We start from the raw sequence: 20304 nt of genomic DNA on the forward strand, positions 1-20304 counted from the left end.
AAGGTGATGCTTATGATAAAGCCCCGTGATGAACTCGGGACGGCCACTACTGATTCCGCTCAGAAGATAATCCTCCTTGGGAGCGGAGAGCTCGGGAAGGAGATAGCGATCGAGGCTCAGAGGCTGGGAGTTGAGGTCATCGCCGTTGACCGCTACGCCAACTCTCCAGCTATGCAGGTTGCCCACCGCTCCTACGTTGGCGACATGAGGAACGCTGACTTTCTGTTTTCGGTCATCGAGCGAGAGAAGCCCGACGCGATAATCCCAGAAATAGAGGCGATAAATCTCGACGCCCTCTTCGAGCTTGAGAAGGACGGCTACTTCGTCGTCCCGAACGCCAAAGCAACGTGGATAGCGATGCACCGCGAGAGGACGAGGGAGACCCTGGCCAAGGAAGCGAAGGTTCCGACTTCCAGATACACTTATGCTTCAACTCTCGACGAGCTCTACGACGCCTGTGAAAAGATAGGCTATCCGTGCCACACCAAGGCCATAATGAGCTCCTCCGGAAAGGGCTCCTACTTCGTCAGAGGTTCCGAAGACATCCCAAAGGCCTGGGAAGAGGCCAAAAGGAAGGCCAGGGGAAGCGCCGAGAAGCTGATCGTTGAGGAGCACATAGACTTCGACGTCGAGATTACCGAGCTGGCGGTGAGACACTACGACGAGAACGGCGAGATAGTTACCACCTTCCCGAAGCCCGTCGGCCACTATCAGATCGACGGCGACTATCACTCGAGCTGGCAGCCAGCAGAGATAAGCGAAAAAGCCGAGAGGGAAGTTTACAGAATAGCCAAGCGTATAACCGATGTACTCGGTGGACTGGGCCTCTTCGGCATTGAGATGTTCGTTAAAGGCGATAAGGTTTGGGCCAACGAGGTCTCGCCGAGGCCCCACGATACCGGTATGGTGACCCTGGCGTCTCACCCAACTGGCTTTTCGGAGTTCGGACTTCACCTTAGGGCGGTTCTCGGGCTTCCAATACCAGGAGAGTGGGTAGACGGGTACAGGCTATTTCCAATGCTGACGCCAGCGGCAACACACGTCATCAAGGCCAACGTCTCCGGCTATTCACCGCGCTTCAGGGGACTTGCAAAGGCCCTCGGTGTCCCGAACGCCACCGTGAGGCTCTTCGGCAAGCCGGAGGCTTACCTTGGGAGGAGGCTCGGTGTTGCAATAGCATGGGGTGAAGAGGTTGGGGAGGCCAAGAGGAAAGCTGAGATGGTGGCCCACTCGATAGGGCTCAGAACGAGGTCATCCGAGTGGCACTCCCAGGACTACGAGAAGAGGAAGCATCTGCTTTGACCATATTAGAGTACCATTACTTTTGATTTTTTATCATTTATACTCATCTACAAGAACAGAACTAATATTGCAAAGTTATGGACATATATGGCAAAAATTAAGCTGTGTGAATACATTTTAGAGGCAATTCTGGTCACTAGTAAAATGAGCATGTATGCTGATTAGTCCAATGGTTTGGATAATATCCGAAAAATTTAAATAGTTCACGGAACAACACCACACGCTGACAAGTTACGTGGGTGCACTATAATCAGCACGGTTGAATAAGAAGGATGTAACCAGAATCAAGTTCAAAATAAGATGATAGAACGAGAGAGGAAGATAAAATTGAACATTGGGGGTTCTCCCCGTTCTTAATTCTTCTTTGCACAATCAAAAAGTCCAAAAGTCATCTTCCCATCTTTTCACGGTATTCTTCGAGCTTCTTCCTTAACCCCTCCTCCCTCAGGGAGAGTATTTCAATGGCAAGCAGGGCCGCATTCTTCCCGTTGTCTATGCCGACGGCTGCAACTGGGACACCGGGCGGCATCTGGGCGATGCTGAGAAGAGCGTCCAATCCGCAGAGCTTTGCTGAGACAGGAACGCCTATAACAGGCTTTGTTGTGTGAGCCGCTATTACTCCCGGAAGTGCGGCACTCAGGCCAGCTATGGCTATGAAAACATCGTAGTCTCTCCTTGTCAGCTCCTCAACCCTCTTCGGATTTCTGTGGGCAGATGCGACCTCAACGTCGTAGGGAACGCCAAACTCGTCGAGAACTGTTGTGACTTTCTCGGCTATTGGAGAATCGCTCTTACTACCCATTACCACCAGAACCTTCATGGGATCACCATATAATTAAAAATGTCAAAATTTAAAAGATTTTCGAGAAAAATTAACACTTTCCCGCTAATCGATTCTCCTCAGCTCAATACCCCTCCCTGTAAATGAGTACTCAAAGGATATAACGTCCGAAACTCCTGGAGCTTTAAGTACACATAGATAGCGCTTTACCCCCTCAGGGGTAAGCTCGCTCCCCGTTCTCACAACGTACTCAACCCTTCTGTAAAGGGACGAGAACACGCGGTCAGGCTTTCCAGAAAAGACCCATATGTTGGTGCCCGTAGGATACTCCCTGTAAGCCTTGTGGCGTCTTCTGACCTCAGCAGAGACCTCGAAGTAGCCCAGTGCGTTGGCTTCCCCGAAAATGCTGGAATACTCCGAGACGTCCATAGCGATTCCCCAGAGCTCCCTGCCTTCGAACATGTTCTCTTTTTTCCACAGCTCCTTGTGAGCCCTGACGACATCGGCATACTTTCGGGACAGAAGCTCGTAGGAAAGAGAACCGGAGAGGTACCAAACACCGCGCCTCTCTATCCTCGGGCCGTAAAGGCTCCCAAAGGTATCTATCATCGCCAGGTTGAGCGAGTCGAGGTACTCCTCAACATTAATGTCCCTCTTTTTCATAAGCTCAATGGGAATTGGAAGGGCATGGCTGATATTGAAGAATCCTATGAGATTGTCCTCCTCAAGTTTGTTTTTCATAAACTCAAAGACCAGCTCACGGCCGAGGGAGCGGGGGTCTTCTTCGTGAAGCAGTATGTATGAGTGTTCCTTAACCCCACCAAGGGCCTCGTCTAGAGGCTTTATCCCGAGTTTAATCATTCTCACCACCTTCAAAGGGATTGAAAACCGCGGGTTCAAGCCCCTTTGTTATGTAAGCCCTTCTCTCAAAATTATCTCTGAGCACCTCGACGACGATATCTGAGAGCGTGTAGATAAAGTTCTCTATCTCCGGACAGTCGGTGCTGTCGTAAACCAGGATAGCTCTGATGTCCGGGATTTTATCTGCTACCCCAGCTTTTGTGCTCCATATCAACTGATAGGTCTTCTTGGGATTCTTGAACAGCTTACAGACCCCAGAACTTAAATAAGAGAAGAGCCAGATACGCCGGGTTGAAATTCTCCCAGATAAGGCTCTTACAAAATCACTGTACTTGGTAACAAAAACACCGTCGTCAAGATATCCTTTCAGCTGATAAACGTATGGTAGATCCCGCTCTATCCCTTTAAAGCTCCCAAAGACATCGAACACTATAAAATTCTCACTGAGTGTCTTTTCTAAAGGAACACCTTCCCTTTCCAAGTTGGACTTGAAAACTAGTAGGGGCTCGTAGAGAACTACAAAGACTGACTCCCCACGCCTTATAAGCTCTTTGAGGAGCTTTATTCCAATAACGTCACCGTTGGAGTCAGGCCCCCTCGCAACAACTGTGAGTACGCCGTTTTCAGGAACAGAATCAATAAACCTAGAAAGTCTCATGTGTACTCCCCCTTTAATATAGGGGGCAACTTATATTAAACAGTTTTTACCAGATAAATGTAAAAACAAATCTTAAAAATGCATATTTTTAACAAATTTATGGTGAACATCATGCGCGTACTGCTCGTCGGTGCGGGTGGGAGAGAGAACGCGATTGCTGAAGCCCTTGCCAAAGAGGCCGAGCTTTACGTCGTTGGCGGGCACAAGAACCCCGGAATCGCGAGAATTGCAAAGGACTATGGCCTCGCAAAGGAGACAAACGTTGGAAAAGTTCTCGAATTTGCACTCAAATGGGGCGTAGATATGGCTTTCATAGGGCCTGAAGCGCCCCTTGGGGAGGGCATAGTCAACGTTCTGGAGGAGAACGGTATTCCAACGGTTGGCCCTTCGAAGGAAGCTGCCATGCTCGAGACAAACAAGGCATTCGCGAGGCAACTGATGGAGAAGTACAAAGTCCCCGGAAGGAAGCTGTTCAGGGTCTTTGACGACGTTTCAGAAATGAAGGCTTGGATTGACGACTTTGGAAGGCCAGTTGTCGTCAAGCCCCTCGGCCTCACCGGTGGAAAAGGGGTTAAAGTCGTTGGCTACCAGCTGAAGGACAACGAGGAGGCAAAGACCTACGCAGAGAAGCTGATAAAGAGGGACGGAAAAGTCCTCATCGAGGAGCGCACCGACGGCGTGGAGTTCACCTTCCAGGTCTTCACCGACGGGAAGAGAGTCGTCCCGATGCCCCTCGCACAGGACTACCCCCACGCCTACGAGGGCGATGTTGGGCCAATAACCGGCGGTATGGGTTCCTACTCGTGCTCTAACCACCTTCTGCCATTTATAACTGAAAAAGACTACGAAAAGGCCCTTGAGACTCTCAAAGCAACCGTAGAGGCCATGAGAAAGAACGGGACGCCCTACAGGGGCATCCTCTACGGCCAGTTCATGCTCGCCAAGGACGAGCCCAAGATAATAGAGTTCAACGTCCGCTTCGGCGATCCTGAAGCAATGAACGTCCTCCCAATTCTGAAGAGCTCTCTGGTGGAGGTAGGCGAGGGAATAGTGGACGGCAACCTGAAGGGGGCGGAGTTCGAGCGGAAGGCAACGGTTGTGAAGTACATCGCTCCAAAAGGCTACCCAACCAACCCCATTAGAGGGGTCAAACTTCACGTTGATGAGACCAAAATTAGGGAGGAGGGAGCTAGGGTCTATTATGCTTCGCTCGATGAGAACTTCACGATGCTCGGCTCAAGGGCTTTGGCCGTTGTTGGAATCGCCGAGTCTCTGGAAGAAGCTGAAAGAATAGCTTCTGCTGGAATAAAGCACGTGAGAGGGGAGATTTTCTACAGGAAAGACGTGGGAACGAGGGAGAGCATAGGCAGGAGAATAGAGCTTGTTAGGGCTATTAGGGGTGAATGAAATGATTGAACGGGAGCAAATTCTTGAGGTTCTCGAAGGGTATGAGAAGGATAAGATAAAGGTGGGCGTCATCGGGAGCCACTCGGCCCTTGACATAGCCGATGGCGCCAAGGCTGAGGGCTTTAAAACGGTGGTCGTTGCCCAAAGGGGGCGGCACAGGACTTATGCCGAGTACTTTAAGGAGAAGAAGACGAGGGACGGCCTGACTAAGGGCTTCATTGACGAGGTAATAGTTCTTGAGAAATTCGGCCAGATAATCGACGTTCAGGAAGAGCTGAGAAAGAGGAACGTTATCTTCGTCCCGAACAGGTCTTTTGTCGTCTACACTGGCATTGACAGGGTTGAAAACGAATTCAAGGTTCCGCTCTTCGGGAGCAGAAATCTTCTGAGGAGCGAAGAAAGGAGCGAAGAGAAGAGCTACTACTGGCTCCTTGAGAAGGCAGGTCTCCCCTACCCAGAACCCGTTAAGCCGGAAGAAATCGACGAGGTAGGTCTCGTTATAGTCAAGCTCCCCCACGCGAAGAAGAGGCTGGAGAGGGGCTTCTTCACGGCCGCTTCTTACAAAGAGTTCAGAGAGAAGTCAGAGCGCTTAATCAAGCTCGGCGTCATCACCGAGGAAGACCTCGCCAAGGCAAGGATAGAGCGCTACATAATCGGCCCGGTCTTCAACTTCGACTTCTTCTACTCTCCCTTCGATGAGGAGATAGAGCTCCTCGGAATAGACTGGCGCTTCGAGACGAGTTTAGACGGTCACGTCCGCCTTCCAGCGAGCCAGCAGCTCACACTTCCAGAGTGGCAGTTCGAGCCCGAATATACCGTCACCGGCCACGCTTCCTCGACGCTCCGCGAGTCTCTTCTGGAGAAGGTATTCGATATGGCCGAGAAGTACGTCGAGGCAACAAAGAGATACTATCCGCCCGGAATAATTGGGCCGTTCACGCTCCAGACCGCTGTGGACAAGGATCTGAACTTCTACATCTATGACGTTGCCCCAAGGACAGGCGGAGGAACTAACATCCACATGGCGATGGGACACCCCTACGGCAACTCCCTCTGGAGGAAGGAAATGAGCACCGGGCGGAGAATTGCACTCGAAATCAAGAGGGCAATAGAGCTGGACGAGCTTGAGAAGGTTGTTACGTGAGGTGATGAGGATGAAGTGGAAGGTTAAGGTCATCGTAAGGCTCAAGGAAGGTCTCAACGATCCGGAAGGGAGGGTCATCCAGAACGCGCTGAGAAACCTCGGTTTTAAGGTGGAGAACCTTAGGGTTCCCAAGTACTTCGAGTTTGAGCTTGAGAGCGAAAATCCCGAGAAAGAAGCTGAGGAGATGTGCAGGAAGCTCCTCGCGAATCCGCTCATCCATACCTGGGAGTACAGCGTGGAACCGGTGAGCTGAGATGGTCAAGTTTGCTGTCATCGTCTTCCCGGGAACGAACTGCGACTTCGAGACGGAGAGAGCTATACGGAAAGCGGGGGCGGAAGCTGAACGGGTGTGGTACAAGACCTCGCTGAAGGACTTCGACGGCGTCGTTCTTCCAGGGGGCTTCAGCTACGCCGACTACCTGAGGGCGGGGGCTATAGCAGCTCGCCAGGAGATAATGGAGAAAGTGAAGGAGTTCGCCCGAGATGGGAAGCCCGTTCTCGGGATATGCAACGGCTTCCAGGTTCTGACTGAGGCCGGCCTTTTACCCGGGGCGCTGAGGCCGAACAGGGTCCCGAGGTTCATCTGCAGGTGGGTGCACCTCAAGGTCGCCGACACCGAAACCCCATTTACCCAGTTCTACGAACCTGGAGAGGTCATCAGGATGCCGATAGCCCACGCAGAGGGCAACTACTACGCTGACGACCCCTCAAAGGTCAGAATCGTCTTCCAGTACAGCGACGAGGAAGGCAACATCACGGAAGAGGCGAACCCGAACGGCTCACTCCTAAACATAGCAGCGATAGCAAACGAGAAGGGCAACGTTCTAGGAACTATGCCGCACCCGGAGAGGGCGAGCGATCACTTTCTCGGGAGCGAGGACGGTCTGAAGCTGTTCAGGAGCATGGTGGAGTGGGCAAGAGGGTAAAACTTCTCGAGCAGCATTTGTCTTTATTTTTATCAATATTTTTGGTCAGCCTTAAACTACACCTTGTGTTCCTTCTTGTTGGTCAAATTATTCGACAAGAATTTAAATAAAAGTACGAGTAATGTGAGGTAGTAGCCTCTGCAACATGACAACATAAAATGGAGGGTTGACATTGAGACGGTTAAGCCTGGTCATGCTCTTGATCTTTTTGCTTATTGGCTCTCTGGGATGCATTACTTCCCCGTCGGCACCAACCAACAGTCCAACTTCGAGTACTTCTTCCGCCAGCGCCATCTCCAGCGCTTCTCAATCCACCCCAGTCAACAGCTCAGTCCCAAGCTCCTGGCTCCACAACTCTACGAAATACTTTGAGGTATATTACCCCCGGGAAGTTCTGGAAAACCCCGTTTTCCATACGAAGCTCAACATTCTACTCCTTGGAGCGGACTACACCTACGAAAGCTTCTCCAAGCTTTTCCACCGGGAGCCGGAAAGGGCGAAGATATTCCTCTACGCCTCGAAGGATTCCCTGAAAAACCGCACCGGAGATAATTCAATTTGGTTTGTGAACTATACCTCGAACGAGATATACGTCTCTCTTATTAACATCACCAGATTCTACTACGCCCCAGAGCTCCTACCCCCAATTGCCGAGCTCGCAGCTGGAAAGAGGCTTCCCGACTACCTGACAGTGGGGCTTGGAACCCTCGCCTTTGACATCCCTGCAAACACGACAGTAAACCCCGAAACCCTCTATCAAGTCAATTTGAGGAACGGCTACAATGAGAGCCTCTGGGGCTCTGCTGGAATTCTGGTTGAGTATATCCTTCAAAAATACGGGGGCAATGAGCTGGCAAACCTTTTGACCGGGCAAAGAGTACTGGACATTTCCCAGAGTGAGCTCGAAGACTACCTAAACAGCACCTTCAGCAAAGTGACTGTTAGGGCTTCCCAAATGAACCTGGAGATAACTCCCAGGATGTTTCCAGAAGAGAAGAAAGGCCTTCTAAACGGAACGGTCCTCTACTCAGGGATCAACGCTTCCAGTTTTCTTCTGTTCAGGAAAAACGTCAGGCTGGACGTCAATGAAATTAAGTTGGACGGAAATTCTACACCCTTCCTTCAGGCCTTCACACTGACAATTCCCCTGACGGAAGTCCGCCCCGACTCCGCCGAGCTCAGGTACACCGGGGACTACATGAAAGTGCGGAAGGTAATACCCATGGGGGAGTACCTCCAGAGTGGTTTCTTCGGGGATTCAGCATTTTTAAGGGATTTAGAGCTCTTTCCATTCATGACTCACAGCCTGATTAACAGAACAATATTAACAGTGCACACCCATGCTGAGACAGTAGCCCCCGGCCGTGAGGTTTCCCCCAACAAATGGGTCTCGGATTATCCCCTTGATCTCAATGAATATCTTGGTATTCCAGTTTTCATCGGGCATTTCGAAAACGTCTCCGCTGGAAACCTCACGTTCTATTACTCCGGCATTTCAAAGGAGACCGCCGAGGAATACACCAATATAACCCAGGAGATACTCCAGTTCGGTATTGAGCGTTTTGGAAGACTCCCTTACAAGGAGTTCAAGGTCGTCTATGCCGCTGATATGTGGTATATGAGCGCCTCACTGTTTGACATCCTGGCTTACAACGCGGATATTAGGCGGTTCCTCTACGGCTACACCTACGAGGTGGCCCACTGGTGGGTTCCGGGAACGGTCGTGTTCACCGGAAAAGACTGGTGGTTCAACATGGCTTTTCCAGCTTATTTTAGCCTGAAATACGCGAAAACTAGGTCAGAGAATGAGTATACAGCCCTGCGGAACTACTACATAAGCACCTACAGGAAGTGGACAAGCTACGGGAAGAAGGAAGTCCCCCTAGTGGACGTGGAAAATGTTTACGGGAGTGATGTTTACATGGCGTATGCAGTCGGGGCCTATAAGGGAGCGCTCGTTCTGGAGAAGCTTGAAAACTACACAGGCAGAGAAGCGTTCTATACCGCACTACAGGAGTTCTTTAAAGAGAACACGTTTAAAGAGGGCTACCTGGAGGATTTCGTTAAACTCCTCGAACAGAAGTCAGGTAAAGAAGTGGCCCCCCTGTTCCAGAACCTGACCACATCAACTGGCCTGCCCGGGTGAGCTTCCAACCGAGCTCCTCCCCTGGTTTTTACATTTTTCTGTTAAAATAAACCTTAAAAACTCCAAATTTTTTACATTTTTCTGGTAATAAAGGAGGTGTCACGATGTTCCCCCATGAGGAGAAGCTCATCCGCGAAAGGCTCGGGAGGGAGCCGAACGAAGTGGAAAAGGCGATGCTCGAAGTAATGTGGAGCGAACACGCCTCCTACAAGTCGAGCAGGCCGTTCCTTAAGCTTCTGCCAACGGAGAATGAGCACGTGGTTCTGGGCCCGGGAGAGGACGCTGGAATAGTGGAGTTCGACGATGAGACCTGGATAGTCGTCGGGATAGAGAGCCACAACCACCCCTCAGCCATTGAACCCTACGGCGGTGCCGCCACCGGTGTCGGCGGGATCGTCAGGGATATACTCTGCATGGGAGCTCGCCCGATGGCGCTCCTTGACCCCATACGCTTCGGGCCGCTTGAGAAGGAGAGAAACCGCTACCTCCTCCAGGGCGTCGTGAAGGGCATAGCGGACTACGGCAACAGGATAGGAGTTCCAACGGTCGGAGGCGAGACTGAATTCGATGAGAGCTTGGATAACTACACGCTCGTAAACGTTGCCTGCGTTGGGATAATGAGGCCGGAGCACCTTGTCCACAGCTACGTTGAGGAAGCGGGACTAAAACTCATCCTCGTCGGGAACAAGACTGGAAGAGACGGAATCCACGGTGTAACCTTCGCTAGTGAAGAACTGAGCGAGAACGCGGAGGAGGAAGACCGCTCCGCGGTGCAGATTCCTGACCCGTTCACGGAGAAGCTTTTGATTGAAGCGACGCTTGAGACCGTCTACACAGGGAAAGTTAGAGCGCTCAAAGACCTCGGCGGGGGCGGATTAACCTGCGCCTCCTCGGAGATGGCAGGGAAGAAGGGCTTTGGCGCTGTCATCTACGCCGACCGTGTCCCGTTAAGAGAGCCCAACATGAGCCCGGTTGAGGTCATGATATCCGAGAGTCAGGAGAGAATGCTCTTTGCAGTCAGGGAAGAGGACGTTGAAGAAATCGGGAAAATTTTCGAGAAGTACGGCCTCGAATGGACTGTTGTAGGAGAGATCATTAATGAGCCGCGCTACATCGTTTACTGGAACGGTGAGAAGGTCGCTGATCTCCCGACAGAACTCCTCACGGAAGTTCCAACCATTCAATGGGAGATGAAGCCTTACAGCCCTGAAAGGGGCGTCAAAACTCCAGAGATAGGCTTTTCGGAGGCCTTCGAGCTCGTCTGGAGCAGTCCGAACGTTCTGAGCAAGCGCTGGGTATGGGAGGGGTACGACCACGAGGTTCAGGGAAGGACGGTCGTGAAGCCCGGAAGGGACGCGGCCGTGCTCAAGATAAACGAGCGCTACGGGCTGGCCTTTGTGGCCGATGGCAACCCGAGCCACAGCCATCTGAACCCGTATCATGGAGCTATGGGGGCGGTTGCTAAAGTCGTCAGGAACCTCGTGAGCGTCGGTGCCGAGCCTTTAGCCCTGGTTGATAATCTCAACTTCGCTTCTCCAGAGAGGCCAGAGATTTACTGGAGCTTCGCCGAGACGGTTAGGGGACTGGCCGACGCGGCAAGAGCCTTCGGCTTAGCGTACGTCAGCGGAAACGTCAGCTTCTACAACGAGGTCGTTGACAGGCCCATAAAGCCGACTCCAGTGGTTGCCGGGCTTGGAAAGGTGGAGCTTGAGAAAATACCGGGCTTTGGTCTTAAAGAGGGACTCCTTATAGGGATCGTAGGAGTCACGAAAAAGGAACTCGGTGGCTCGGAGCTCTACACAAGGCTCGGTCTGAAAGGTGGAATTGCTCCGCGCGTAAACCTTGAGCTGGAAAAGGCGAACGCCGAGGGAATCCTTGAGGCGATCAGAAGGGGACTCGTGAAGGCCGTCCACGACGTTAGCAAGGGCGGAATAGCGGTGGCCCTGGCGGAGATGGCAGTTTGGGGCAACACAGGCTTCACTGTTGACCTCTCAGAAGTTCCTGCCGAGATGCCAAACCCAGTTGAAGTCGCCTTCAGCGAGAGCCACGGCCGCTATCTCGTAGTCTTCCCCGAGGAAAGACTTGAGGAGCTTAAGACGCTCTTCAGACACTTCGCGGTCATCGGCAGAGCCGGAGGAAGCGATGCTGTCTTTCTCTGGAATGGGGAAGAAATCCTCAGGAAGCCTGTCTCTGAGCTTAAGAAGGTTCACGAGTCCCTTCCGAAGCTCCTGGGTGAGGAGGAATGAGGGTAGCAACATACGCCTCCCACTCCGCACTTCAAATTTTGAAAGGCGCTAAGGACGAGGGGTTCGAGACGGTTGCCTTCGGCCCTTCCAGGGTTAAGCCACTCTACACCAAGTACTTCCCTGTGGCGGATCACTTCATCGAGGGTGCCTACCCGGAAGAGGAGCTGCTCGAGCTCGAAGCGGTCGTAATCCCAACGGGTTCATTTGTGGCCCACATTGGCGTCGAGCTGGTTGAAAAGATGAGAGTTCCCTACTACGGCAACAAAGCCGTGCTGAGGTGGGAGAGCGACCGCTCCCTCGAAAGGCAGTGGCTGGAAAAAGCCGGACTAAGGCTCCCGAGGATTTACGAAGACCCTGACGAGATAGACGGACCCGTCATCGTCAAGCCCTTCGGCGCTAGAGGGGGGAGGGGATACTTCCTGGCCAGCTCTCCTGAGGACTTCTGGAAAAAGGCCGAGAGGCTCGGCGTCAGGAAGAAGGAAGACCTTTCAAAAGTCCAGATACAGGAGTACGTCATTGGAGTGCCAGTTTACCCGCACTACTTCTACTCAAAGCTCAACGGCAAGCTTGAGCTGATGAGCGTTGACAGGCGCTACGAGTCCAACGCGGATGCGATAGGGAGGATTCCGGCGAGGGAGCAGGCTGAGCTTGGAATCACCACGGATTACACCGTTATCGGTAACATCCCGGTCGTCCTCAGGGAGAGCCTCCTTATGGACATCCTCGAGACCGGTGAGAGAGTCGTGAAGGCTGCGGAAGAACTCATGGGCGGCCTCTGGGGCCCCTTCTGCCTTGAGGGGGTCTTCACGCCGGACATGGAGTTCGTGGTCTTCGAGATATCTGCGAGGATAGTCGCTGGAACAAACCCCTTCGTGCACGGCTCTCCGTACACATGGCTTAAGTACGACTTTCCGGTCAGCACCGGCAGGAGGATAGCGATGGAGCTGAAGCAGGGCCTGGAAGAAGACAGGCTGGAGAAAATCCTTACGTGAGGAGTCTTTCTAGGGTTTTCATTTCTCTTTCTTCCCAGGCGTCTTTTTCTAGAACGAGCACAAGCGTCCCGTTGCTTACGGCAACGTAGTCCCGCAGGGAAGTCAAGAACTTTGCCAAGGCCCTAAAATCGTTGTAGATCTTGAGGTACTCAATCCCTTCGAGGACGACGACCGGCTTCAGGTCAGAGTTTTCGAGGGAGCGGATGTAGTTCACCACAGTCTCAGTGATCCTCGGGAGGTTGGTTGGGGAAACGTTCCCGTGGCCGCCGAGGTTCGTTATTCTGTAGGCCTTCCAATTATCGGGTATATCAATGTTCCGTACAAAAGCTAGAACAGGATATTCCCTAAACTGCTTTTTGAAGTCTTCAAAATGTGCTGGATCCATTATGTGAACTCCTGGCTGGACTTCTACCTTCGTTTCTGGCTCTTTAATCTCAAAGACCTCGCCGAGTGAGAGCTGAACCATGAAGAGGGCCGTAACGACAGTCAGAACCAGGCTAATAAACAGCCCCCAGAACCTAAGGTCCCCCCTCCAAAATATTGGATACAACATTTGGTATACCCCGTATATGCTCAGTGACAGACCAAGGTATGCGGTATCCTGCTCATAAAATTCCCTCATCCGGTAGAGTATAAGCCCGCCAATACCCAGAAAGACACCAGAGGCCCCGTAAACGATCCCCATGACCGCTGTTTCAGGAGTTTTTTCGAGGGAGAGAAAGAGAATCGCGGTGTACACCCCAATAGCGGCTGGTCCCCATGAAAGAGCCCGAATGTAGTCCTGAGATATTGAGACATCTTCTTTTACCCTTAAAACTCCCTGAAGGACCAGGGACGAGAAGACGCCGAGCAGAACTGCCGCTATTTCGGGATGAACTCCTAAATCACCTATTATGGCGTAAGCGTAGATTATCCAGCTTAGACCCCAGTAGTAGGCGGCCTTTCTGTGCCGCTGGTGGGAGAAGAAGAGGAGCATCCCTCCAGCAGCCAGCTTTATTCCCGCGTCAAATGCAGCCGCTACCAGGTAGGAGTCCACGTGATCACCCGGTAAGGTATGCCCTTCTCTGGATATTTAACCCTTTTTCCGCAAGCCTTAAAAGCCCTCATCATTCTCAAGTCAAAAAGGGTGAGGGGGTTCGGAAGATATGGGCAGATTTGAACAAAAACTTGTCAATGCCCTTAAGGGGTACACCTTCGACGACGTTCTCCTGATACCGCAGGCGACCGAAGTCGAGCCGAAGGACGTGGACGTTTCTACGCGGATAACGCCCAATGTGAGGCTTAACATCCCGATTCTCAGCGCGGCAATGGACACGGTTACAGAGTGGGAGATGGCCGTTGCGATGGCAAGGGAAGGCGGCCTGGGGGTAATCCACAGGAACATGAGCATCGAGGAGCAGGTCGAGCAGGTGAAGAGGGTCAAGAGGGCCGAGTGTTTCATCGTGGAAGAAGTCATAAGCATAAAGCCAGATGAGAGCCTCGACTACGCGCTGTTCCTCATGGAGCGCAACGGCGTCGACGGTTTGCCGGTCGTTGACGATGATGGAAAGGTCGTTGGGGTGATCACCAAGAAGGACATAGCGGCGAAGCAGGGCTCGAAGGTCAGTGAGGTCATGACTGGAGAAGTCATAACCGTGCCCGAGACGATAACGGCGGAAGAGGCAGTAAAAATAATGTTCGACCGCAGGATAGACAGGCTTCCGGTGGTGGACGGCGAGGGGAGGCTCGTTGGCATCATAACGATGAGCGATCTAGCCAAGAGGAGAAAGTACAGGAACGCGGTTAGGGATGAAAACGGCGACCTCTTGGTTGCGGCAGCAGTCGGTCCCTTCGACCTTGAGAGGGCAAAGGCCCTCGACAGGGCTGGAGCTGACGTTGTAGTCGTTGACACTGCCCACGCCCACAACCTCAAGGCGATAAAGGCGATGAAGGAAATACGGAACGCCGTCGATGCCGACCTCATAGTGGGAAACATCGCCAACCCGAAGGCCGTTGATGATCTAACGTTTGCTGATGCCGTTAAGGTCGGAATTGGTCCGGGAAGCATCTGCACGACGAGGGTAGTTGCTGGAGTTGGCGTTCCTCAGATTACTGCCATAGCGCTCGTAGCTGACAAAGCTCAGGAGTACGGGCTCCACGTGATAGCTGACGGCGGGATACGCTATTCTGGGGACATAGTGAAGGCTATAGCCGCTGGTGCCGACGCCGTCATGCTCGGTTCCCTGCTTGCCGGAACGAAGGAAGCACCTGGTAAAGAAGTCGTAATGAACGGGAGGAGATACAAGCAGTACCGCGGAATGGGCTCGCTCGGGGCAATGATGAAGGGCGGAGCGGAGCGCTACTACCAGAAGGGCCACATGAAGACGAAGAAGTTCGTGCCCGAGGGAGTTGAGGGAGTAGTCCCGTACAAGGGACCCGTCGGAGAAGTCCTCTACCAGCTCATAGGAGGCCTCAGAGCGGGAATGGGGTACGTGGGAGCAAGGAACATTCCCGAGCTGAAGGAGAAAAGCGAGTTCGTGATCATAACCCACGCTGGCTACATCGAGAGCCACCCGCACGACATAGTGATAACAAACGAGGCACCGAACTACCCGCTCGGGAAGTGAGGCTCCCCTATTTCAACATTTTTAACGCAAAAACAACAGATTTTTAAGCCAAAATGATCAAAAAAATGTTGAAAGGTGGTGCTCATGTGGGAGAACTTCATCGAGGAGAAGGTTAGGGAGATAAGGGAGACGGTCGGTGATGGAACGGCCATCATTGCGCTCTCCGGCGGCGTTGATAGCTCAACTGCCGCGGTTCTGGCGTACAGGGCCATAGGGGACAGACTGCACGCGGTATTTGTGAACACGGGCTTCATGCGCAAAGGTGAACCTGAGTTCGTGGTCAAGACTTTCCGCGACGAGTTCGGGCTGAACCTTCACTACGTGGATGCCAGCGAGCGCTTTTTTAGAGAGCTCAAGGGCGTGACCGACCCAGAGGAGAAGAGGAAGATAATCGGCAGGGTCTTCATAGAGGTCTTCGAGGAGATCGCGAGGGATATAAACGCCGCCTTCCTGATCCAGGGTACGATAGCCCCTGACTGGATAGAGAGCCAGGGTAAGATAAAGAGCCACCACAACGTTGGTGGACTTCCCGAAAGGCTCAACCTCAAGCTGATTGAACCTTTGAGGGACCTCTATAAGGACGAGGTCAGGGAGCTGGCGAAGGAGCTAGGCCTTCCAGAAAAGATATACAACCGCATGCCCTTCCCTGGGCCGGGGCTGGCCGTTAGGGTTCTCGGAGAGGTGACACCCGAGAGGGTCGCAATCGTCAGGGAGGCAAACGCTATAGTTGAAGAAGAGATAGAGAAAGCGGGGCTTAAGCCCTGGCAGGCCTTCGCGGTTCTGCTCGGCGTTAAGACAGTCGGCGTTCAGGGCGACATAAGGGCCTACAAGGAGACGGTAGCGGTTCGCGTTGTTGAGAGCCTCGACGGCATGACTGCCAACGCGATGAACGTCCCGTGGGAGGTACTTCAGAGGATAGCCTTCAGGATAACAAGCGAGATTCCAGGGGTTGGGAGGTTGCTCTACGACATCACCAACAAGCCGCCGGCAACGATAGAGTTCGAGTGAGGTGGAAGAATGATAGTCATAATGGACAATGGAGGTCAGTACGTCCACAGGATTTGGAGGACTCTCCGCTACCTCGGCGTCGAGGCGAAGATAATCCCGAATACAACACCGCTCGAGGAGATCAAGACGATGAAGCCGAAGGGGATAATCTTCTCCGGAGGCCCGGACATCAGCAGAACGGGAAACTGCTCTGCAATCCTGGAGCACTACGACGAGTTCAACGTTCCAATACTCGGCATCTGTCTCGGACACCAACTCATAGCGAAGCACTTCGGCGGAAAGGTCGGGAGGGGGGAGAAGGCCGAGTACAGCCTCGTCGAGATAGAGATACTCGATGAGGACGACCTTTTCAAGGGGCTTCCGAGGAAGCTGAGGGTCTGGGAGAGCCACATGGACGAGGTTAAGGAACTTCCTCCAGGTTTCAAGCTCTTAGCTAAGAGCGAGACCTGTCCCGTCGAGGCAATGAAGCACGAAAGGCTTCCTATCTACGGCGTCCAGTTCCATCCGGAGGTTGCCCACACCGAACACGGAGCTGAGGTCTACCGCAACTTCGCGGAGCTGTGTGGGGAGCTTTAGAAAAAAGAAGAAAGGTCAGCTAGTCGATCCTCTCATCATCTTTTCCTCAGCAACGGGTTTACTCATCATCCGGGACTATCTCAAGGGAGTATGTAAGCTCGGCACCGCTGAGCTTTACGTGTGCAGAGGCGGAACAGTATTTATCCTGGCTGAGTTCGATGGCCCTTCTAGCCTTCTCCTCTTTAACGTTTCCGTATATCTTGTAGTGGATGTGAACTCTGGTGTAGATGCGCGGGTGCTCGTCGCGTCTCTCCCCGGAAATCTCAACTTCCAGCCCCTTTATCGGCTCCCTCATCTTCTGGAGGATCATGACGACGTCGTACGCGGTGCACCCGGCCACGCTGAGAAGGAGAAGCTTCATCGGGCTTATGCCGCCATCACCTAAGATGACGGAGCACTTATCGTCTTCCATCCTCCCGATGAACTGAAACTCTTTACCTGGCACCCACTTTACTGCCCCTTTGACCATGGAACCACCGAGAGCGCTAAGGTTTACTTTTTTAAATGTATTTCCAAGTGGAGACCATGTACATAAGGCCATTCGACCCCTGGAAAAGTCCCCTCTGCACCTGCCCCTTCAAGTACACCCTCAACCCCTACACCGGATGCGACCACGCCTGCGTTTACTGCTACATAACCAGCTACATCCCAAACGCCTTCCGCGTGAGAACTAAAGAAGGTCTTCTCCCCAAGCTTGAAAAGGAGCTTAGAAAGCTCGACAAAAACGCAATAGTGGCGCTTTCATATTCTTCCGATCCATATCCAACGGTGGAACGGGAGCTTGGAATTACCAAAAAGGTTCTTGAGCTTTTCAGAAGGTACAACGTCCGTTGCCTCCTTTTGACGAAGTCCAACATCTTCGAGAGGGATATAGACATCCTGAGCGAGCTGAGGTGTGCTGTCGGAGTAACTGTAACGACTGTGGACGAGAAGAAGGCAAAGCTCCTTGAACCTAACGCTCCATCTCCAAAGAGAAGGGTAAAGGCACTGAAAAAGGCGAAAGACGCTGGTATTCCGGTCTATGCCCGGATAGACCCGATAATTCCCTACTACACGTGGAAAGACTTCGACGAGACGCTTGATGCGCTCTCCTTTGTGAGCCACATAACTGTCTCCACCCTCAAGCTCCGGCCCGACTCAAAAAAGAGGATGTTCGCAAAGTTCCCGGGGCTTATGGAAAAGCTGTGGCCGCTTTACGAGAGGGGAGAGAGAATAGGGGGCTACTACTACCTCCCAAAGGACATCAGAATGCCCATCCTGAGGGAAGCCGAAAAGAAGATAACCGAGAAGGGAATCACGTTTGGTTCGTGTCGGGAAGGCTATCGGTCGTTTCCAACGTGCGATGGGTCTCATCTTGTTCCATAGTTTCCTGGGCAAGCCTCTTCTTTGCCTCTTCTTCCAGCCGGATCAGCTCAATCTCGTGCTTCCTCTCCTGATGACCGAGAGCCGCCTTCACCAGCGCCTCATACAGGACTTTCATCTCGTCCAAATACTCGGGCTGCCACTGTACGCCGATAACGAAGCTCTCGTCTGTGGACTCAATGCCCTCTATCAGACCATCGACGGAAAAAGCAACCTGTCTGAGGCCCTCGCCGACCCTCTTAACGGCCTGGTGGTGGAAGCTGTTTACCCAGGTCCAGGCATCGTTCGTGCCCTCGATGACCAGGACGTCTTTGAGAATGTTGTAGAGCTTTGAGTCCGTTTTCACCCTTACCGTGTGTAGCTTCTGGTCGGGCCTGACCCTGCCGATCTCCCAGTCGTGCTTTATGGCCTTTGGGATTTCGTATACGTCCTGGTACAGCGTCCCTCCAAGGGCGACGTTTATTATCTGCATTCCCCTCCCCACGCCGAGAATCGGGATTTCCCCCTCGATCGCCAGTTTGACAAGGGCTATTTCGAACTCGTCCTTGGTAACGTCCACATCCCTAAGGTTGGGTGAAGGGTCCTCGCCGTAGAACCGAGGGTGGATGTCAGGACCCTCAACGAGGAGTATGCCGTCCGCGACCTCTATAACATCCTCCGGATCGCCTTCGGGACTGAAGAGCACTGGAAGACCTCCAGCCTCAAGAACCCTCCGGAAGTGATATGTATTCGCGAGGGTGTATCCATCTCTGGAGGTGCCGATTATGGCTATGATTGGACGCATAAGTCTCACCAGAGAAAACTAGGGGCAATCAAATAAAAAAGTATAGGTAGCAGACATGAAAAGAAGTTCACTTGAGCCTCCTCATCTCATCCTCTATTACCTCGGCAAGCCTTTTAACTCCTTCGCGAATCTTATCCTCGGGGACATAGGTGAAGTTGAGCCTCATTGTGTTCTTGACATCCCTGTGGGCGAAGAAAGCCTCACCCGGGACGTAGGCAACGCCCTTGGCAACTGCCTTCTCCATCATGAGCTTGGTGTCGATGCCCTCCGGAAGGGTCACCCAGATGAACATACCTCCATCGGGCTTCGTCCACCTGACTCCTTCTGGCATGTACTCCTCGAGGGCCTCGAGCATCGCATCCCTTCTCGGCCTGTAGAACTCGATGATCCTTGGGATGTGCCTATCGAGGTGGCCGTCCTCAACGTATTTCCAGGCTATTACCTGGCCAAACGGGTTCGCACAGAGGTCAACGGCCTGCTTTGCGATCTCCATCTTCCTGATGAAGTGCGGGTGAGCCGAGACCCATCCGAGGCGGAAGCCGGGGGCGAATATCTTTGAGAACGTGCCTAGGTAGATAACACGGCCCTCGTCATCGAAGTGCTTTATCGGGGGTATCGGTTCGCCCGAATAGCGGAGCTCACTGTACGGGTTGTCCTCAACGATAAGGAAGTCATACTCCTTGGCCAGCTCTATGAGGTGCTTTCTCCTCTCGAGGCTCATGGTAACTCCGGCGGGGTTCTGGAAGGTTGAGACGGTATAGACAAACTTTATCCTCTTCCCCTCGGCCTTTAGCTTTTTGAGCTTCTCTTCGAGGACATCAACTTTCATTCCGTCGTCGTCCAGAGGTATTGAAAGGAACTCCGGCTCATAGAACTTGAAGGCGTTCAGGGCGGCCAAGTACGTAGGAGCCTCAACGACCACGATGTCTCCAGGATCAATGAAGACCCTTCCTATCAGGTCAAGCGCCTGCTGGCTTCCGGCGACTATCATTACCTCGACCTTGCTCATTGGAATCCCGTAGCGTTTTTCCATCCACCTGGCCAGGGCAAGGCGGAGCGGAGTGAAGCCCTTGGTCGTTCCGTACTGAAGAGCCTTGTCCGCGTGCTTTGAGAGAACCTCCATAGTGATCTCCTTTATAATATCAACGGGGAACGTCTCAGGAGCGGGGAGACCCCCGGCGAGGCTTATAACGTCGCTCGTTTCGACGAGCTTGAGGAGCTCTCTAACCTCGGATGCTTTCATCTCCATAGCTTTCTGTGAAAAGAACGACTCAAAATCCAGCGGTTGGGCCGCAAGTTTGTTCTCAAGTTTGTTCTGCATTACCATCACCACCCAATGAACACATTAGTTCACATCATCAAACCTATACATCGAAATTAACTGGGAGAGGTTTGTTATAAACTTTTCTCAGCCCCTACTTGCTCTTTACAAACGTAAAAAGAATTCGAATATCACAATCAAAGTTCATCAAGGAAATTTTCCAAGCGTTAATGCACAAAAAGTA

19 protein-coding genes are annotated in these 20304 nt (G+C 52.6%); 12 read left to right on the top strand and 7 right to left on the bottom strand.

Going from position 1 to position 20304, the window contains the following annotated elements; all coding sequences use genetic code 11:
- Positions 1-12: 12 nt before the first annotated feature.
- Positions 13-1302, top strand: a complete 1290-nt coding sequence (gene purT / locus A0127_RS02965; RefSeq protein ID WP_062387774.1) for a phosphoribosylglycinamide formyltransferase 2 — start codon at positions 13-15, stop codon at positions 1300-1302.
- Positions 1303-1690: 388 nt separating this feature from the next.
- On the opposite strand, the gene purE is transcribed toward purT, so the two are convergent.
- The 3 genes from purE to A0127_RS02980 form a co-directional block, all read right to left on the bottom strand.
- Positions 1691-2122 (bottom strand): 5-(carboxyamino)imidazole ribonucleotide mutase, encoded by a 432-nt coding sequence (gene purE / locus A0127_RS02970; protein WP_062387777.1) that lies wholly within the window; start codon positions 2120-2122, stop codon positions 1691-1693.
- A 66-nt stretch (positions 2123-2188) separates the two neighbouring features.
- A complete protein-coding gene (locus A0127_RS02975; RefSeq protein ID WP_062387779.1) occupies positions 2189-2944 on the bottom strand; it encodes a hypothetical protein in 756 nt (251 codons plus the stop codon).
- Positions 2937-3602 (bottom strand): hypothetical protein, encoded by a 666-nt coding sequence (locus A0127_RS02980; protein ID WP_062387782.1) that lies wholly within the window; start codon positions 3600-3602, stop codon positions 2937-2939. The genes A0127_RS02975 and A0127_RS02980 overlap by 8 nt, the downstream gene beginning before the upstream one ends.
- Positions 3603-3713: 111 nt before the next feature.
- Between A0127_RS02980 and purD the strand changes: the two genes are divergently transcribed.
- The 7 genes from purD to A0127_RS03015 all read left to right on the top strand — a co-directional run bounded on the left by purD (position 3714) and on the right by A0127_RS03015 (position 12463).
- Positions 3714-5009: a phosphoribosylamine--glycine ligase gene (purD, locus tag A0127_RS02985; RefSeq protein ID WP_062387785.1), complete on the top strand. Its 1296-nt coding sequence runs from the start codon at positions 3714-3716 to the stop codon at positions 5007-5009.
- 1 nt (position 5010) lies between these two features.
- Positions 5011-6153, top strand: a complete 1143-nt coding sequence (locus tag A0127_RS02990; protein WP_062387792.1) for a formate--phosphoribosylaminoimidazolecarboxamide ligase family protein — start codon at positions 5011-5013, stop codon at positions 6151-6153.
- Positions 6154-6163: 10 nt separating this feature from the next.
- On the top strand, positions 6164-6406 hold the full coding sequence (gene purS, locus A0127_RS02995; RefSeq protein ID WP_054841591.1) for a phosphoribosylformylglycinamidine synthase subunit PurS: 243 nt from the start codon (positions 6164-6166) through the stop codon (positions 6404-6406).
- 1 nt (position 6407) lies between these two features.
- A complete protein-coding gene (purQ, locus tag A0127_RS03000; protein WP_062387795.1) occupies positions 6408-7079 on the top strand; it encodes a phosphoribosylformylglycinamidine synthase I in 672 nt (223 codons plus the stop codon).
- 172 nt (positions 7080-7251) lie between these two features.
- Positions 7252-9225 carry a M1 family aminopeptidase gene (locus A0127_RS03005; protein WP_156471144.1) on the top strand — a complete coding sequence of 658 codons (1974 nt, stop codon included), beginning with the start codon at positions 7252-7254 and terminating at the stop codon, positions 9223-9225.
- A gap of 104 nt (positions 9226-9329) precedes the next feature.
- The gene (gene purL / locus A0127_RS03010; RefSeq protein WP_062387800.1) at positions 9330-11471 is read left to right on the top strand and encodes a phosphoribosylformylglycinamidine synthase subunit PurL; all 2142 of its coding nucleotides are present in this window, start codon (positions 9330-9332) and stop codon (positions 11469-11471) included.
- Positions 11468-12463 carry a formate--phosphoribosylaminoimidazolecarboxamide ligase gene (locus A0127_RS03015; protein ID WP_062387803.1) on the top strand — a complete coding sequence of 332 codons (996 nt, stop codon included), beginning with the start codon at positions 11468-11470 and terminating at the stop codon, positions 12461-12463. Before purL ends, A0127_RS03015 begins: the two co-directional genes overlap by 4 nt.
- Here A0127_RS03015 and A0127_RS03020 read toward each other — a convergent pair.
- Positions 12456-13499 (bottom strand): DUF835 domain-containing protein, encoded by a 1044-nt coding sequence (locus A0127_RS03020; protein ID WP_062387806.1) that lies wholly within the window; start codon positions 13497-13499, stop codon positions 12456-12458. The two genes, A0127_RS03015 and A0127_RS03020, sit on opposite strands and share 8 nt — an antisense overlap.
- Before the next feature lie 109 nt (positions 13500-13608).
- Between A0127_RS03020 and guaB the strand changes: the two genes are divergently transcribed.
- From guaB to A0127_RS03035, 3 genes are all read left to right on the top strand, one after another.
- Positions 13609-15069 (top strand): IMP dehydrogenase, encoded by a 1461-nt coding sequence (gene guaB, locus A0127_RS03025; protein WP_062387807.1) that lies wholly within the window; start codon positions 13609-13611, stop codon positions 15067-15069.
- An 84-nt stretch (positions 15070-15153) separates the two neighbouring features.
- Positions 15154-16077, top strand: a complete 924-nt coding sequence (guaA, locus tag A0127_RS03030; RefSeq protein WP_062387810.1) for a glutamine-hydrolyzing GMP synthase — start codon at positions 15154-15156, stop codon at positions 16075-16077.
- 9 nt (positions 16078-16086) lie between these two features.
- Complete coding sequence (locus tag A0127_RS03035; RefSeq protein WP_062387811.1) at positions 16087-16653, top strand: GMP synthase subunit A; 567 nt, start codon at positions 16087-16089, stop codon at positions 16651-16653.
- Between the two features lie 58 nt (positions 16654-16711).
- Here the strand turns inward: A0127_RS03035 and A0127_RS03040 are convergent, their stop codons facing one another.
- Complete coding sequence (locus A0127_RS03040; RefSeq protein WP_062387814.1) at positions 16712-17122, bottom strand: OsmC family protein; 411 nt, start codon at positions 17120-17122, stop codon at positions 16712-16714.
- 56 nt (positions 17123-17178) lie between these two features.
- Between A0127_RS03040 and A0127_RS03045 the strand changes: the two genes are divergently transcribed.
- The gene (locus A0127_RS03045; protein WP_062387816.1) at positions 17179-18018 is read left to right on the top strand and encodes an SPL family radical SAM protein; all 840 of its coding nucleotides are present in this window, start codon (positions 17179-17181) and stop codon (positions 18016-18018) included.
- On the opposite strand, the gene A0127_RS03050 is transcribed toward A0127_RS03045, so the two are convergent.
- Complete coding sequence (locus A0127_RS03050) at positions 17948-18799, bottom strand: gamma-glutamyl-gamma-aminobutyrate hydrolase family protein (protein ID WP_062387819.1); 852 nt, start codon at positions 18797-18799, stop codon at positions 17948-17950. The two genes, A0127_RS03045 and A0127_RS03050, sit on opposite strands and share 71 nt — an antisense overlap.
- Before the next feature lie 67 nt (positions 18800-18866).
- Entirely contained in the window at positions 18867-20120 is a 1254-nt protein-coding gene (locus A0127_RS03055; protein WP_062387820.1) for an aminotransferase-like domain-containing protein, read from the bottom strand.
- Positions 20121-20304 lie beyond the last annotated feature (184 nt).

The sequence above is a fragment of the Thermococcus peptonophilus genome (genome assembly GCF_001592435.1).
In the GTDB taxonomy this organism is placed as follows: domain Archaea; phylum Methanobacteriota_B; class Thermococci; order Thermococcales; family Thermococcaceae; genus Thermococcus; species Thermococcus peptonophilus.

What these genes read in the sequence shown, in the direction of transcription:
- A0127_RS02990 (WP_062387792.1), top strand. Translation starts at nt 5,011, where the DNA reads ATGATTGAACGGGAGCAAATTCTTGAGGTTCTCGAAGGGTATGAGAAG.
- purL (WP_062387800.1), top strand. Translation starts at nt 9,330, where the DNA reads ATGTTCCCCCATGAGGAGAAGCTCATCCGCGAAAGGCTCGGGAGGGAG.
- purQ (WP_062387795.1), top strand. Translation starts at nt 6,408, where the DNA reads ATGGTCAAGTTTGCTGTCATCGTCTTCCCGGGAACGAACTGCGACTTC.
- A0127_RS03055 (WP_062387820.1), bottom strand. Translation starts at nt 20,120, where the DNA reads ATGCAGAACAAACTTGAGAACAAACTTGCGGCCCAACCGCTGGATTTT.
- A0127_RS02975 (WP_062387779.1), bottom strand. Translation starts at nt 2,944, where the DNA reads ATGATTAAACTCGGGATAAAGCCTCTAGACGAGGCCCTTGGTGGGGTT.
- A0127_RS03045 (WP_062387816.1), top strand. Translation starts at nt 17,179, where the DNA reads ATGTACATAAGGCCATTCGACCCCTGGAAAAGTCCCCTCTGCACCTGC.
- A0127_RS03035 (WP_062387811.1), top strand. Translation starts at nt 16,087, where the DNA reads ATGATAGTCATAATGGACAATGGAGGTCAGTACGTCCACAGGATTTGG.
- purD (WP_062387785.1), top strand. Translation starts at nt 3,714, where the DNA reads ATGCGCGTACTGCTCGTCGGTGCGGGTGGGAGAGAGAACGCGATTGCT.
- purE (WP_062387777.1), bottom strand. Translation starts at nt 2,122, where the DNA reads ATGAAGGTTCTGGTGGTAATGGGTAGTAAGAGCGATTCTCCAATAGCC.
- guaB (WP_062387807.1), top strand. Translation starts at nt 13,609, where the DNA reads ATGGGCAGATTTGAACAAAAACTTGTCAATGCCCTTAAGGGGTACACC.
- purS (WP_054841591.1), top strand. Translation starts at nt 6,164, where the DNA reads ATGAAGTGGAAGGTTAAGGTCATCGTAAGGCTCAAGGAAGGTCTCAAC.
- A0127_RS03015 (WP_062387803.1), top strand. Translation starts at nt 11,468, where the DNA reads ATGAGGGTAGCAACATACGCCTCCCACTCCGCACTTCAAATTTTGAAA.
- purT (WP_062387774.1), top strand. Translation starts at nt 13, where the DNA reads ATGATAAAGCCCCGTGATGAACTCGGGACGGCCACTACTGATTCCGCT.
- A0127_RS03050 (WP_062387819.1), bottom strand. Translation starts at nt 18,799, where the DNA reads ATGCGTCCAATCATAGCCATAATCGGCACCTCCAGAGATGGATACACC.
- guaA (WP_062387810.1), top strand. Translation starts at nt 15,154, where the DNA reads ATGTGGGAGAACTTCATCGAGGAGAAGGTTAGGGAGATAAGGGAGACG.
- A0127_RS02980 (WP_062387782.1), bottom strand. Translation starts at nt 3,602, where the DNA reads ATGAGACTTTCTAGGTTTATTGATTCTGTTCCTGAAAACGGCGTACTC.
- A0127_RS03040 (WP_062387814.1), bottom strand. Translation starts at nt 17,122, where the DNA reads ATGGTCAAAGGGGCAGTAAAGTGGGTGCCAGGTAAAGAGTTTCAGTTC.